Source organism: Fervidobacterium gondwanense DSM 13020, from assembly GCF_900143265.1.
Taxonomy (GTDB): domain Bacteria; phylum Thermotogota; class Thermotogae; order Thermotogales; family Fervidobacteriaceae; genus Fervidobacterium; species Fervidobacterium gondwanense.
The window spans coordinates 49,614-63,955 of the sequence record NZ_FRDJ01000008.1 but is presented as its reverse complement, the minus strand read 5'-3'; the positions used below and the strand labels follow the sequence as shown (position 1 = coordinate 63,955).

General features: G+C 40.4%; 14 protein-coding genes. 7 read left to right on the top strand and 7 right to left on the bottom strand.

Going from position 1 to position 14,342, the window contains the following annotated elements; genetic code table 11:
* The 3 genes from BUA11_RS07425 to BUA11_RS07415 are packed head-to-tail and all read left to right on the top strand — an operon-like array spanning window position 1 to window position 2,712.
* Window positions 1–807 (top strand): ABC transporter permease, encoded by an 807-nt coding sequence (locus tag BUA11_RS07425; protein WP_245789622.1) that lies wholly within the window; start codon window positions 1–3, stop codon window positions 805–807.
* A gap of 22 nt (window positions 808–829) precedes the next feature.
* Window positions 830–1,783, top strand: coding sequence for an ABC transporter ATP-binding protein (locus BUA11_RS07420; RefSeq protein ID WP_072760052.1), 954 nt, complete (start codon window positions 830–832; stop codon window positions 1,781–1,783).
* Window positions 1,768–2,712 carry an ABC transporter ATP-binding protein gene (locus BUA11_RS07415; RefSeq protein ID WP_072760050.1) on the top strand — a complete coding sequence of 315 codons (945 nt, stop codon included), beginning with the start codon at window positions 1,768–1,770 and terminating at the stop codon, window positions 2,710–2,712. The genes BUA11_RS07420 and BUA11_RS07415 overlap by 16 nt, the downstream gene beginning before the upstream one ends.
* A 189-nt stretch (window positions 2,713–2,901) precedes the next feature.
* Here the strand turns inward: BUA11_RS07415 and BUA11_RS07410 are convergent, their stop codons facing one another.
* The 7 genes from BUA11_RS07410 to BUA11_RS07380 form a co-directional block, all read right to left on the bottom strand.
* Window positions 2,902–3,783: a BadF/BadG/BcrA/BcrD ATPase family protein gene (locus BUA11_RS07410; RefSeq protein WP_072760047.1), complete on the bottom strand. Its 882-nt coding sequence runs from the start codon at window positions 3,781–3,783 to the stop codon at window positions 2,902–2,904.
* 9 nt (window positions 3,784–3,792) lie between these two features.
* Window positions 3,793–4,509: a GntR family transcriptional regulator gene (locus BUA11_RS07405; protein WP_072760045.1), complete on the bottom strand. Its 717-nt coding sequence runs from the start codon at window positions 4,507–4,509 to the stop codon at window positions 3,793–3,795.
* Between the two features lie 15 nt (window positions 4,510–4,524).
* The gene (gene murQ, locus BUA11_RS07400) at window positions 4,525–5,469 is read right to left on the bottom strand and encodes an N-acetylmuramic acid 6-phosphate etherase (RefSeq protein ID WP_245789620.1); all 945 of its coding nucleotides are present in this window, start codon (window positions 5,467–5,469) and stop codon (window positions 4,525–4,527) included.
* Window positions 5,469–6,977, bottom strand: a complete 1,509-nt coding sequence (gene nagZ, locus BUA11_RS07395) for a beta-N-acetylhexosaminidase (protein WP_178137761.1) — start codon at window positions 6,975–6,977, stop codon at window positions 5,469–5,471. Before nagZ ends, murQ begins: the two co-directional genes overlap by 1 nt.
* Before the next feature lie 25 nt (window positions 6,978–7,002).
* Entirely contained in the window at window positions 7,003–8,079 is a 1,077-nt protein-coding gene (locus tag BUA11_RS07390) for an exo-beta-N-acetylmuramidase NamZ family protein (protein WP_072760043.1), read from the bottom strand.
* A gap of 117 nt (window positions 8,080–8,196) precedes the next feature.
* Window positions 8,197–8,445 (bottom strand): hypothetical protein, encoded by a 249-nt coding sequence (locus tag BUA11_RS07385; protein WP_072760042.1) that lies wholly within the window; start codon window positions 8,443–8,445, stop codon window positions 8,197–8,199.
* 52 nt (window positions 8,446–8,497) lie between these two features.
* Window positions 8,498–8,701 (bottom strand): hypothetical protein, encoded by a 204-nt coding sequence (locus tag BUA11_RS07380; RefSeq protein ID WP_143145301.1) that lies wholly within the window; start codon window positions 8,699–8,701, stop codon window positions 8,498–8,500.
* A gap of 688 nt (window positions 8,702–9,389) precedes the next feature.
* On the opposite strand from BUA11_RS07380, the gene BUA11_RS07375 reads away from it, so the two are divergent.
* The 4 genes from BUA11_RS07375 to BUA11_RS07360 all read left to right on the top strand — a co-directional run bounded on the left by BUA11_RS07375 (window position 9,390) and on the right by BUA11_RS07360 (window position 14,327).
* Window positions 9,390–11,162 (top strand): ABC transporter substrate-binding protein, encoded by a 1,773-nt coding sequence (locus BUA11_RS07375; RefSeq protein ID WP_072760040.1) that lies wholly within the window; start codon window positions 9,390–9,392, stop codon window positions 11,160–11,162.
* An 86-nt stretch (window positions 11,163–11,248) separates the two neighbouring features.
* Window positions 11,249–12,226 carry an ABC transporter permease gene (locus tag BUA11_RS07370; RefSeq protein ID WP_245789618.1) on the top strand — a complete coding sequence of 326 codons (978 nt, stop codon included), beginning with the start codon at window positions 11,249–11,251 and terminating at the stop codon, window positions 12,224–12,226.
* A gap of 12 nt (window positions 12,227–12,238) precedes the next feature.
* Window positions 12,239–13,318 carry an ABC transporter permease gene (locus tag BUA11_RS07365; RefSeq protein WP_072760039.1) on the top strand — a complete coding sequence of 360 codons (1,080 nt, stop codon included), beginning with the start codon at window positions 12,239–12,241 and terminating at the stop codon, window positions 13,316–13,318.
* A 13-nt stretch (window positions 13,319–13,331) separates the two neighbouring features.
* Window positions 13,332–14,327 (top strand): ABC transporter ATP-binding protein, encoded by a 996-nt coding sequence (locus BUA11_RS07360; protein WP_072760038.1) that lies wholly within the window; start codon window positions 13,332–13,334, stop codon window positions 14,325–14,327.
* Window positions 14,328–14,342 lie beyond the last annotated feature (15 nt).

The following is a 14,342-nucleotide window of genomic DNA, read 5'->3' as shown; positions in this document are numbered from 1 at the left end:
GTGAAGTGGAAAATCGGTTTGGCAATAATCTTAATGTTCATCCTGATGGCCATTCTTGCACCGCTACTTTCTAAATATGAACCTACTCGCACGGTAGGTTTACCCTATCAGTCTCCGTCAAGCGAACACTGGTTAGGAACGGACAGACTCGGGCGTGATATTCTTTCGCAAGTATTCTATGGTTCAAGACTATCACTGACGATAGGAATCTCCACCGGCTTAATGATGACGTTAATTGCTACCGCTGTAGGCATGATTTCAGGATACTATGGTGGTATTGTTGATAGAATTCTCTCAACCATTACTGACATATTCCTCGTTATTCCAGGCTTGCCGTTGATGATAGTTATTAGCTCATACATGAGGGTACGAGGTCCACTTATGGTGATTTTAGTAATAGCGTTTACAAGCTGGGGATCTGGATCAAGAATAATCAGATCTCAAATGCTTTCTTTAAAAAACAGAGAATTTACAGTTGCTTCAAAGGTTATTGGGGAAAGCAATCTATATATAATTTTCGTAGAGCTGTTGCCAAATATGCTATCTCTAATTGCGTCGATATTCTTCAACTCAGTCCTTTATGCAATAATAGGTGAAGCTTCACTCTCATTCCTCGGTTTGAGTGACGTAAGCAAAATCACTTGGGGTACAATGCTTTATTGGGCACAGAATGCAAATGCACTTCTAAATGGCATGTGGTACTGGGTACTTGCGCCGGGTTTGTGCATTGTATTACTTGGAACGGCATTTGCGTTGATAAGCTTTTCTATTGATGAAATAACTAATCCAAGGCTACGCTCTAAATAGGTGCTAAAACTGGGGTGATACTGTGTTCGAGATAGTTGATCTTAATGCAGGATATGAATTCAGAAATAAATTTGTACACGCTGTAAGGAATGTCTCTCTAAAAGTAGAAAAAGGTGAGTTCCATGGTATCGCAGGTGAATCGGGCTGTGGAAAATCGACACTTGTCCTTGCTGCTCTTAAGTTACTGAGAAAACCCGGAAAAATAATCTCAGGAAAGGTCATTATAGATAGTACAGATATACTTAGTTTATCTGAATTTGAGCTAAGAAAACAACGTTGGAAAAAATTCTCGCTGGTTACACAAAGTTCTATGAATTCCCTTAACCCAGTTTTGAAAATAAAGGACCAGATGGCTGACGCATTAATAAAAAACCACGGATATTCAAAGCAAGATTCATACAATCTGGTGAGAGAAAAATTACAGTTAGTTGGTATACCTATCGAAAGAATGGAGAGCTATCCACATCAATTGTCTGGTGGTATGCGACAAAGGGTAGTTATCGCTATGGCACTTCTGTTATCACCTAACGTAATAATAATGGACGAACCAACAACAGCTTTAGACGTTGTTGTACAGAGGTCGATTTTGCAACAAATCGAAGAACTAAGAAAGACAGAAAAGTTCTCAACAATATTTATAACCCACGACATATCTTTGCTTTTTGAACTGGCGAATAGAATATCTATAATGTACGCAGGTGAGCTTGTAGAAACAGGGGCTGCAAAATCAGTATACTCCAAGCCATTTCATCCGTACACTAAGGGTCTTGTTGAGGCTCTTCCGAGTATTTCAAAAGACCTCGAATCATACAAGGGCATTCCGGGAAGACCCATAGACCTTTCCCTACAGATAAAGGGCTGTCCGTTTAGAGAAAGGTGCCCCTATGCTTTCGATAGATGTGAAATCGAAAAGCCAGGACTGAGATTGCTGGAAGATGGAGAAAATGGTAGGTGGGTCTCATGTCATCTATACTGATTGTAAAGAACCTAACCAAAGAATTCTTAATCAGAAAAGGATTCAAAATGTTCACCCTAAAAGCTTTACGTGGAATAGATTTAGAACTCTACGAAAATGAAATAGTATCAGTTGTTGGAGAAAGCGGTTGTGGCAAAACAACGTTTTTGAGAGTTCTTGCAAGAATATACGAACCAACGTCAGGAAGTATTGAATTATTCGGAAAACAGGTTCCAAGTAAAATGAATCGGAGGGAAGAACTTGAATTTAGAAGGCAGGTTCAGATGGTCTTCCAAGACCCGTTCGCTTCACTAAATCCAACTAAGAGACTATCGCACATATTAGAAAGGCCACTGAAAATTCACAAAATTCCAGACAAAAGCCAGACCCTGGAAAACGTCCTGACCGAAGTGGAGCTCACACCTGTTGACAATTACTTAGAAAAGTTTCCACACGAGCTGTCCGGCGGTCAAAGACAGAGAGTAGTATTTGCTCGAGCGATCATAACCAAGCCAAGGATAATATTAGCGGACGAACCAACTTCAATGCTTGATGTTTCAATCAAATCTGGCATATTAAACCTTATGATTAAACTAAAAGAAGAATTTCACATTTCATTTATTCATGTAACACACGACCTGGCAGCTGCCAAGTACGTTTCAGATAGAATAGCTGTCATGTACGCAGGTTTAGTTGTTGAAGAGGGAAATGCAAAGGATATAGTGAACAAACCAATGCATCCATACACAATGCTCCTCAAAGAAGCGGCACCTGACCCGGAAAAGGCAAATACGACAAAAATGGTTGATATAGGAGAGCCGCCAAGCCTTATTACCCCACCACCAGGTTGCCCATTCGAACCAAGGTGCAAATTTTCAAAACTAGAGTGCAAAAACCCCGTGGAACTACGACAAGTGAACGGTAGAAAAATAAGATGTGTACTGTATTAAGTGCATTCATGCCACTGAAATTATAAATCTAAACCATAAACAGCTCGTGGTTGAAATCCATGAGCTGTTTAAATTTGTCTTGAGAGTTAAGTATGCGTCGCTAGGCAATTGCAAACCACATGCAAATGCCAATTCTTGCTAATAAATGTTATCACTTACCAGTTCGGGATTGATTGTTTTACCATTTCGTCACGTATTGTTTTTGCTTGCTTCCAAAAAATGAGGCGCATCAAGTGCAAGTTCAACGTGCGGTTTTATGTCAGAATAATGGAGGTTGAAACGGTGGAGTTTTTTGCAAAACACTTGAGTGAAGTATTCGTTCTTAAACGTTCCACCGAAATAGTATATATCGGACACATTCTCTGTGGATGCGAGGTAGGAAATTTTCTGCGTGAGTTTAGTTAGCTGTTCATCTATAATTTTCCTAACAAGAGGCGTTAGCGGTGCATGTTCGGTAAAGGACGCTATCTTTCTTTTGAAATCACTTTCGAGCTGGATAGTAGTCAAGTCAAATACGCTAGTGACTTTGTAAAAGTTTAAGAGCACATCAAAAATCTTGTCGTATTCTTCAACTCCATCTATATATTCAAAAAATCTTCTGAATATTTCCAAAGAAATCGAAAACGCACTTGCTTCATCTCCAAACAGGTGTCCCCAACCACCCACTCTTTTTCCTGTGTGAGAGATGGCTATGCTCCCAGTGCCGCATATCACCAATATACCAGTTCTGCCTTTCAAAACTATTTCCTTTAACACTTCGATGTCTGAAAGCACAATTATCTTTCCCGCTCTAAAAACAGTAGAAACGAGATTTTTGAAGTTGAGTCTTCTCGAAGACGAACCACCACCAGAGATTGAGATTATTACACTATCAAAAAACTCTAATCCTGAGGTTCTCCTATTTATCTCATCTCGTATTTTGTTTAGAATTTCCAGCTGAATATCAGACGGCGTGGAAGTAAGGTTGATTCCACATGGTATCGAGAACTCCAATATCACAACCTTTCTATCTGGAATAGCTAAGCAAACCTTTGTAGACGTTCCACCGCCGTCTATGCCAAGAGCAATCATCCGCTTTCCTCACTTTCTTACAACTTTGAATTTGTATTCGTCACCGCGGTAAATTGAGAGAACGTACTCGATACATTTTTGTGTATCAGTATAAGTAAACCTTTTTCTGAGTATCGCACATTCACCTGGTTTTACGCCAAGTAAATTAGCCTCGTCTTTAGAGAGTTTAGTAACTTCCAAAATTTCTTCTGCATATGCCAGGTTGATGGACAGTTCGTTTTGGATGAAGTGGTAAAGGGATTCCTTCTCCATGTCCTTGTGAAGAACGTTCAACAACCTCAAATCAACAGATGGATTGAGATAAGCTGATTCAATAGCAATGGGCTTTTCGTCAATGTAACGAATTCTCTTTAACAACACAACAAGTGTTCCCGATGCTAAGCCAAAGCATTCTTGCGCTTCTGCCGGAATATTGACAAGACGATTCTCAAGCACCTTAGATGTTACTTTTCGACCTTTCATTTCATCAGTAAAACCGGTTAACTTTGTCAACTGCTCTTCACTTTCGAACTTCTTGATGAAAGTCCCAAGTCCTTTAGAACGCGATATTAGTCCTTCTCTTCTCAGCTGTTCTAGGGCATTTCTTATTGTTATTCTACTCGCATCAAATTCGGCACAGAGTTCCATTTCGGGTGGAAGTTTTCCATCTTTGTAATATCCACTTAGTATCCTGTTACGAAGTTCGTTGTATATGCGATAGTATAATGGAATAACATTTTTGTCCATTTATCAACCACCCCTTCAGCACTCATTTTTCTTGTCTAACAGATGTAATAGCACGTCAGATATACTTGTGTATTTTCCAAATAGCTGTTGACACTCCTCTTTACTCTTGCCGGTTAGTATCATGAGGATTGCTATCTTTGGTGAGTTGTTAGCTTTCGCAAGGAATTCTGAAGCCGTTTTGTAGTCAGTACTTGTTGTTTTCATTATGATTCTTATTGCTCGCTCACGCAGTTTTTCATTAAGCACTAACACATCAACCATGTAGTTCTTGTATACTTTTCCCAATTTAATCATTGTTGTAGTGCTTATCATATTTAAGACCATCTTCTGTGATGTACCTGCTTTCATCCTCGTGCTTCCAGATATAACTTCAGGTCCAGTTTCTATGGAGATAACAATATCGGCAAACCCAGAAAGTGCTGGTTTATTGACATTGCAAATCAATGCTGTACGTGCACCGTTTTCCCGGGCGTAGTCCAAAACACCCGCAACATAAGGGGTCCTACCACTTGCGGTTATGCCTATAACCATATCGTTGCTGTTTATCTCTATCCTTCTTGCGTCTTCACGTCCAAGTTCGAAGTTATCTTCAACTGCTTCAACAGACCTTCTGAGTGCTTCTTCTCCTCCAGCTATTAAAGGTACAAAAACACCTTCAGGTACCCCAAACGTTGGTACAACTTCAACCGCATCGATAAAACCTATTCTCCCGCTCGTACCTGCTCCGGCATATATAACCCTGCCGCCACTCTTTATCGCTTCAATGCAATAATCAATCACCATGGCGATTTTGTTAATAACTTTTTCAACAGCATTTGCAACCTTTTTATCCTCATCATTTACTATTCGCAAAATGCTCATTACGTCTAACCTGTCTATTTCCTGCGAGACAGGATTGACTCTCTCTGTTTCGAGTCCTTCGAACATTGTCTTCTCTTCTTTGAAATCATCTTTTTTCATTACACCACCTCCAATGGTTTGACTGGTAGTTTACCTTCGGCATGTACTTTTCCTAAAAGTACGTCAAGCAATATTCTCTGATGTGTCGCCGATGAACCGTAAAGGACAATAGAGTTTCTCGAATAAAAAGCATCATATGGATTTTTAAGAGCGATAAGTAGCAGTTTGGAATATGAGTCGAGCTCTTTTATGAAATTAACGAGTGACTTGCTTCTGTACATATCGAAAGTGAATAAGAGGATTTTTTTACCCTTAACTTTCTCTATTTCTGGCAATTTCGTATCAGAGATAATCTCAAAATAAGCGTTGAATAGTCTTGAAAGTTCTTGCGTTATCTGAGGAACTGGCAGAGATTGATCCACAACTGGAGAACCAGGAACACCAAGCATTGTTAATACCATGTCTACCTCTTCGAGAGGCAATGAATAATCGCGCAGATTTACAATGGTGATGGATTTTCTAACGAGCTCATCTATCGTTCCCTTTGCTTCTCTAACAAAACGTCCATTATCTATGTGTTCAAAAAGAGCGTGAGACTTAACCTTGCTGAATGAATTTTCTATACGATCTAAACTTTCTATGATTCGCCTTTTCAGGTCAGTATTTTGGTTAACGTATTCACAGAAATTGTCGAATGCTCTTATTTGTTTTTCCGGTTCGTGGCAGATAGTCAAGATATCGTTCCCCGCGTTGAATGCTTTCAACGTTTTTTCTTCTATTGTAAATTTGCCAGTACCTCCCATAAGTAAATCATCAACTATTATAACACCGTCGAAACCAAGTCTAATTCTGGCTATATCTACTATTTCTGAAGATAGAGAGGCTGGCAGACCATCTTTTTGAATTCTTGGAAAGTACACATGAGACGGCATCCATGCATTGCATTTCACATTTTTGAAAGGTACCAAATCAAAATTGAGTAGTTCATCAATTGTCTTGTTTATGACTGGCAGGTCAAAGTGCGGATCGATTGAAACGCTTCCCAAACCGGGGAAGTGTTTTAAGCACGTCGCAACTCCTGCCTCTTCCGACGCTTCCACGAAAGCGTTCGAAAACTTAGTTACAATTTCTGGCTCGTCGCCAAAAGAGCGTATTCCGATTACTGGATTCAACGGATTAACGTTTATATCTACAACAGGGGCCAAATTCCAATCCACACCGACTGCTCTCATCTCCAAGGATGTTAAGTAGACTGCCTTCTTGAAGAGCTCTACATCGCGGCTTGCAGCACAAGCCATTGGACTTGGGAGGGTGTTGAATCCATCTTTCAGCCTCACAACATTCCCGCCTTCTTGGTCAACAGCGATGATAGGTTTGTAACCAAGGAAGTTGGATATATCATCTATCAGTTTCCTAACTTGCTCTGGACCTACTATATTGCGAGAGAAAAGAATGACAGACCCAGGTCTTATGTGTGCAAGAACATCTCTCGTCTCTTTTGTTAGCTCCGTACCGTAAATGCCAATCATAAATAGTTTTCCGATACTTTCCTCGTTTATCCTTCTCACTAAATCCCCTCCTAAGATTCCGGTTTTAATTGTACAAGAGTAGATCCTCCACATACTCGAGGTATGAACAAAGGTCAAAACTCAAGAATTTTTCTTTATTTTTCATGAATTCCCTCACACCTGTGAAAACTTCCAACCTTTGATAATCAACTTTAAACTCTTCATATTTTTCAAAATACTCAAACAATGCAACCGCGATTTCAAAGAAGTTATCATCCTGCTTTGGGAAAAATTCAACGCCGTTACATACATTTTGTGCGTATTCCCTATACTGAGGTATAAACTGCCGTTTCCGGCAGAAAAGATTCGGAAATCTATGCTTGAGATACTCGTACATGTCATTTTCATCAACCCAGGGTGCACCTAAGAATTCGAAAGGCTTTGTAGTGCCCCTTCCAACGCTCAAATTAGTTGCTTCGAAAAAGCATATGCCTGCGTAGCACAATAGTGATGAAAACGTTGGAAGATTAGGGGAAGGAACGTTCCAAAAAATTCCTGTTTCTGGAAACGCCTCCCCGTTCCAATTTTCGCACCGTACAATCTCCAAATCTATATCGAGCTTAAGGTATTTCTTGTAATACAATGCGAGTTCACCCGTTGTCAGGCCATACTGTACAGGAAGTTCATAACCGCCGATTATTGAATTAATACCCTCTGGCATTCTTGGGCCAAAGACCTTTCTTCCAAGCAAGTTAAACCTGTCTAAGATGAGAAATTTTACGCCGCACTTTGCTGCAGCTTTCATCATATTGGCTAAAGCGTAGATGAAGGTGTAATATCTAAGACCCACGTCTTGAATGTCGTACATTATCAAATCGACATCTTCGAGCATCTCACAAGAGACTTCATCTCTAGTTCCGTAAACGCTTATAACTGGAATTCCTAACTTAGGGTGAAAAAAATCAGATATCTCCATTCCGTCTGCTGCTAGATAAAGTCCGTGCTCTGGTATAAAGAGTTTTCTAAGAGTTAATCCCTTACTTAGAAGTATGTCTGTAAGCAGTTCACCCTTAGAATTAACTGAAGAATAATTACTGACCAAGCCTATTCTGTAATTTTTGAGAGACTGATAATCAAGCACATCGATTCCATTCCTTACCATCTTCATTGTCCTCCTGATTGAATTAATCCATTTTCACAGTTTCCTCTTCTTACAATGCACTAAGAGTCTCTTGATAATCTCTTCCCCTTCTTGCCAGGTTATTAGCACCATACTGACTCATACCAACATCGTGGTCATTGCCACCCCGTAGAATGTAACCTGAGGTATTCTATTGTCTCTTCTTTCAACGAGAAGCTCGAAGTAACCACTCGGCACAACTGAATAGTCGTTTACAATTGTCAAAGCGTTGCTTTCGAGAAGAATGTCTCTTGAAAAGCCTGTTATCGATTTAGTCAGCCTTCTAACGAAACGTATGTTGTACTCTTTATCAACATCGTACACACCGTTCTCTGCTATGATCCGCAAGGTTATGACTAAGCCACTCTTACCTCTTCAAATGGCGATTAAATCTTTATGTTCACCATTGAGAGTTGAGCTCGTTAACATGTATAACTTTACCTTCAACTGTTCTCACCGCATCCACTTTCAATATTTGGTCTGCTTTTTCTCTGGCAGGAAGTCTCTTACTGATACTCTGTTCAAACTCTTCGCGTGACATCGTGATTTTCCATCTGAACCAAGGTGATTCCATATCGCAAGAATTGAACAATTTCTTTTCCACTACCCAAAATCCTTTAAAGAACTTCAACCAGAAGGATTCATCTCTTTCGGCACTTAAAGTGCTGTTTGTCTGATTTCAGATAAGGTGCGGCTGAACTTCGGAAATTGCCGTTCTACTCACTTCATACTTCTTTCGAATTTAACATGAATCCACAGATGTCTAAAAATAAACTACAGTGTCTACTGGCTTACCATCTACACTAGTTATTTCACCCCAGTTTTATCTCAAGAAGCATGGACAATATCTGAGACTGTTTGATTGCAAAACAAACTTGACTATTCGTACTATCGACGCAGTGCGCTCCAAAGAACCATTCCTTCAGATCGGAAATAACATCAACCGTAAAAAGCGTGCATACCTTACCTATTACTACTTACTACTACACTCATATATGTAAAATTAAATCTTTCTAAAGCATAAAACGTATTCAAAGGTATGACATTACGATTTCAGGTCAAATCTAAATCAAGGCCAAAGAAGTGATTGGCAGAGTTTCAGACGTATATCTTAATGATATAACATTTATATCTTTTAACAATTTCTTGCTTTTTTGACATAACATAAGAAATCAAAAAATAAGGTCAATTATTGTTCATAAGCTCCTCTTCTCTCAATTTTTCTTTATTTTGAGAAAAGTGGAATAGGGAATATAATAAGTTTGACTATCTCACTTTGGAGGTGAAGGGGCATGAAAAGGGTTCTCTTTGTTCTGTGGATTCTGATAGCGGTGGTTTTCACGGCAACGGATTTCTTCATAGAAGACGCAATGTTAACAAATTCTGCTCAGCCGAAACTCGGTGGTACTTTAAGATTAGCATTGCCTTCAACACCTGAATCATTCCTGCTCTACGGTTCGCTTGATTCATCGGCGTACAGTGTTATCATGGGACCACTTATGTCCCCACTCGTTGAATACCATCCTATAACAAACGAGATTAGACCTGCAATTGCAAAATCATGGACTGTCTCAAGTGATGGAAAGCAAGTATGGTTTTACATAAGAGATGCATACTGGTCTGATGGCAAACCGATAACGGCAGATGACGTGATATTTACGATGCAATACTTTGTCATGAACAAATATGCTCGCGGTAATTCGGTCGACAGGTTCACGATACCAGATGAAAAGGGCGTGAATAAACCCGTCACATGGACGAAGATTAACAACAAGGTTGTAAGAGCAGACTTACCATCACCATATGGCGCATTCTTAACAGTCTTAACCGCCGTGTACATATATCCAAAACACAAGCTCGAACCCCTTATTGATAAGAACGACTTAGCATCTGTTAATAAACTCTGGCTAACAAATACCCCTCCTTCTGAGATCGTAGTCAATGGACCATATAAACTTTCACAAGTTATAGTTGACCAGAAAATCGTCCTTGAGAAGAACCCTTATTTCTGGAAAAAAGATAAATACGGCAACCAGCTTCCCTACTTCGATAAGCTGGAATATCTAATCATAAAGGACGCAGAGATAAGATTAGCTAAATTTATTGCTGGTGAAATAGATTACACTGCTGTTTCGGCATCAGATTATCCAAGACTAAAGCAAATCGAAGTTGCTGGGAATGCCCCATATCTACTATTTGCTTCCAAACCAATAGGCTCTACTCCAAGCCCAGTCCACATAGCTTTCAACTTTGATGTCGCTAATCCAAAGCTAAGAGAGTTGTTCAGGAAAACTGAATTCAGAGAAGCTATGGAATATGCTTTAAACAGAGAAAGGATAATTGAAGAAATCTACAATGGCCTCGCAATTCCTGGTGGTGGTCTTGTACTACCGACGAATAAAGCGTTCTACAATCCAAAGGTTGAGCAGTTGATGAGGTCGTTTGATTTGAAGAAAGCCGCGAGCATTCTTGATTCACTCGGGTTAGTTGATAAAAACAAGGACGGCTTAAGAGACTTCCCCGACGGCACAACGTTTGAATTCACAATACTTGTTCAAAACCAACCAAAAGATTACCAACAAATTGCTTATGTATTCAGTGAGGAACTTAAGAAAATAGGCGTTAAAACAAATCTCCAAATACTTGATTCGTCAGTCGTTGGACAAATGTTCGGCGCAGGTAACTTCGAATGTGGTATCCGCGCATTCGGTAACCAACCAGACCCACAGCTTAGGAAAGCAATATGGCAACCAGGTCAGCAGCTGTACTACTGGCACTATTCAACAATGGATAAGAATACGAATCCTCCATCACCTGTATTCTCTGAAATGTTTGATTGGGAGAAACGAATTTGGGACATATTTGAAAAAGCACAGATCGAAATGAATCAAAAAAAGCGAAAAACTCTATACGATGAGTGGCAGGAACTGTATTACAAGTACTTACCAGTAATTTTCGTAGCAAGGCAGATGAACTTCTTTGGCTGTCACAAGAGTATAGGAAATGTTGTCCAATCGAAGGAAGGATTACCAACATTCACCGTATGGACAACATTTAGAAAATAAAGGATCCACAATATGCGAAGTTAACCAAAAGAGAGGGAGCTTCGCTCCCCTCGTTTTTTAAGAAGCTGTACATTGGAGGGAATTGGATGAGCAATTTGACAAGCTTCATTATTCGAAGGGTACTCATAATGATTCCAATGATGGTAATTATTTCGATAATATGTTTTATAATAACCGAGCTTCAACCGGGTGATTTCCTTTCTCAGTACCTTGACAATCCGAGAATCTCTCCTGAACAGATTGAAGCATTACGCCAGGAGCTTGGTCTTGACAAGCCCGCTTACTATCGATACATGCTGTGGGTTAAGAATATCGTAACGAAGCTGGATTTCGGTTACAGCTTTTCTTACCAGAGGCCTGTCTTTGATTTGATATGGGAAAGAATGGGCTGGACAGTTGGAATTTCCTTAATGACCATACTTCTCCAATGGGTTATAGCTATTCCTCTTGGAATTTTTTCGGCCTTCCATCCTTACAGCTTTTGGGATTACACTTTTGCCGTTATCGCCTTTGTTGGTATATCTATTCCAGAATTCTTCTTGGCACTGCTCTTAATGTTTTTCGCACTCAACGCAAGATATACCTACATAGGTGGACTATTTTCGCCAGAATTCATAGGCACACCGTGGTCAGTGGCTAAATTCATTGACCTTTTAAAACATCTGTGGATACCACTTATAGTAATCGGTGTTAGTGGCGTCGGAGGTTTGTATCGTGTAATGCGTGCAAATCTGCTCGATACTGTTGGCTCACCATTCGTAAACGCACTCAGAGCGAGGGGACTGGATGAAAGAACTGTAAGAAGACATGCGGTAAAGAATGCACTAAACCCGCTTGTAAGCATTGCAGGAATGGAACTTCCGAATGTCTTTAGCGGAACAATCCTCGCATCTATTGTCTTAAACTTGCCAACGATAGGACCGTTCTTTTACAATGCCCTACTCAATCATGACCAATATTTAGTTATGTCATTTCTCATGTTCATCGCTCTGATAACACAGATAGGCAATTTACTCGCTGATATAACATTAGCCCTTGTGGATCCAAGAATCAGGGTTGCTTAAGGGGTGGAAACGATGATTTCTAAGAGAGTAATCAGACAATTTAAAAAACACAAACTCGGCGTTTTCGGTTTTTGGATAGTCGTCTTTTTGTATATTTTGATGATTTTCAGCGATTTTATAGCCCCATACAGCTACAAGACGACTCATTCAAAGTTTTCTTACGCTCCACCAACGAAGATCCATCTCTTCCACGAGGGGAAGTTCGTAGGTCCATTTGTGTACGGTTTGAAGAAAGAACGAGACCCAATAACCTTTCTGCTCAACTACCAAGAGGACAAGTCTCAGATCTACAAGATAAGACTGTTCGTAAAAGGCGAAGAATATTCATTCTTCGGAATTAAGAGTCAGTTGCATCTTTTCGGACTTGAGGCAGACCCTCAGGAGGCAATGATACTCTTATTCGGTGCGGATAGGTTTGGAAGAGATGTTTTCTCAAGAACACTCGTCGGCTCGAAAGTTTCTCTGACAGCTTGTCTACTTGGCACGTTCATTAGTTTGGTCATAGGAGCGATAATAGGTGCGATTTCGGGATATTACGGTGGCTGGATAGACATAGCTATCCAGAGGTTTATTGAGATATTGAGGTCATTCCCACGCATTCCGCTCTGGCTTGCTCTATCAGTTATCCTCCCTCCAAGCTGGCCAAGCACTTGGGTATACATTGGAATAATAATCGTTCTCTCGTTCATTGGCTGGACTGGAGTTGCGCGGGTCGTACGTGGAATGACCTTGAGCCTAAAAGAAAAGGATTTCGTCCTCGCTGCAAAGGTGTGCGGTGCTAAAGATTTCAAAATCATAACAAGACACATCATACCAAACCTATCGAGCTACTTAATAGTCGTCGCGACTCTATCGATTCCCGGGATGATACTAGGTGAAAGCACTATCAGCTTCCTTGGGCTTGGAATCAAAGAACCAATGACAAGCTGGGGATTATTGCTAAAAGACGCTCAATCACTCACGGAGATTGCAGTACACCCGTGGCTTATAATTCCAGGTGCATTCATTATGATTTCTGTCTTGGCTTTCAACTTCATGGGTGATGGCTTAAGAGACGCAATCGACCCATACAGGACCGTTGAAAAGGTATAGGAGGATGTCGCCTATGACAGTACACGAAAACAAGAATTCTGAAAATATTCTCGAAGTAATAGACCTGAAAGTACACTTCAAGACACCCGAAGGAATCGTAAGAGCTGTTAATGGAATATCCTTCGCTCTCGGAAGACAGGAGACCTTGGCCATAGTAGGTGAATCAGGCTGTGGAAAGAGCGTAACAGCTCAGGCCATAATAGGATTATTGAAATCCCCACCGGCAATAATTTCCGGGGAAATTAAGTTCAAATCCACGCCGCTAGATTCTCAGAAAGTCGTGAATTCAGTTCGTGGAAAAAACATTACTATGATCTTCCAAGAGCCAATGTCATCATTTGACCCTCTCTACACCATTGGACACCAGATAGCAGAGGTTGTTGAGAAACACCTCGGTATAAAGAAAAAAGACTCTAAAGAGCTCATAATTTCAATGCTTAAGAAGGTTCACATTCCAGATGCAGAAAGACGCTATGATGAATATCCACACCAAATGAGCGGTGGCATGCTACAGCGAATAATGATAGCTTTAGCCCTGATAACAAATCCAGAAATTCTCATCGCAGACGAGCCAACAACAGCACTCGACGTAACAATTCAGGCTCAAGTGCTAAACCTGATGAGTGAATTAAAAGAAGAATTTAAAATGTCCACGATATTCATAACCCATGACCTAGGAATTGTTGCCGAGATTGCTGACCGAGTTATTGTCATGTATGCCGGCAAAATAGTTGAGCAAGGCAGTGTGTATAGCATTTTCGAATCACCTCTCCACCCTTACACGCGCGGACTTCTTGAGTCGAATATAAAATCTTCCGCGAAGGGCAAGGAATTACCGTACATACCCGGGTTCGTGCCAAGCTCAACAAAGATTCCCCAAGGTTGCCCGTTCCACCCGAGGTGTAAACACGCTATGGACGTTTGCAAAAATGTCGAACCAGAGATAACACGTGTGAACTCACAATTTGTCAGTTGCCATCTTTATACCAAAGAAAGAGCCGAAGTTTAATGGATCTTGTGAGGT

What these genes read in the sequence shown, in the direction of transcription:
- BUA11_RS07415 (WP_072760050.1), top strand. Translation starts at nt 1,768, where the DNA reads ATGTCATCTATACTGATTGTAAAGAACCTAACCAAAGAATTCTTAATC.
- BUA11_RS07410 (WP_072760047.1), bottom strand. Translation starts at nt 3,783, where the DNA reads ATGATTGCTCTTGGCATAGACGGCGGTGGAACGTCTACAAAGGTTTGC.
- BUA11_RS07405 (WP_072760045.1), bottom strand. Translation starts at nt 4,509, where the DNA reads ATGGACAAAAATGTTATTCCATTATACTATCGCATATACAACGAACTT.
- murQ (WP_245789620.1), bottom strand. Translation starts at nt 5,469, where the DNA reads ATGAAAAAAGATGATTTCAAAGAAGAGAAGACAATGTTCGAAGGACTC.
- BUA11_RS07390 (WP_072760043.1), bottom strand. Translation starts at nt 8,079, where the DNA reads ATGGTAAGGAATGGAATCGATGTGCTTGATTATCAGTCTCTCAAAAAT.
- BUA11_RS07375 (WP_072760040.1), top strand. Translation starts at nt 9,390, where the DNA reads ATGAAAAGGGTTCTCTTTGTTCTGTGGATTCTGATAGCGGTGGTTTTC.
- BUA11_RS07370 (WP_245789618.1), top strand. Translation starts at nt 11,249, where the DNA reads ATGAGCAATTTGACAAGCTTCATTATTCGAAGGGTACTCATAATGATT.
- BUA11_RS07365 (WP_072760039.1), top strand. Translation starts at nt 12,239, where the DNA reads ATGATTTCTAAGAGAGTAATCAGACAATTTAAAAAACACAAACTCGGC.
- BUA11_RS07360 (WP_072760038.1), top strand. Translation starts at nt 13,332, where the DNA reads ATGACAGTACACGAAAACAAGAATTCTGAAAATATTCTCGAAGTAATA.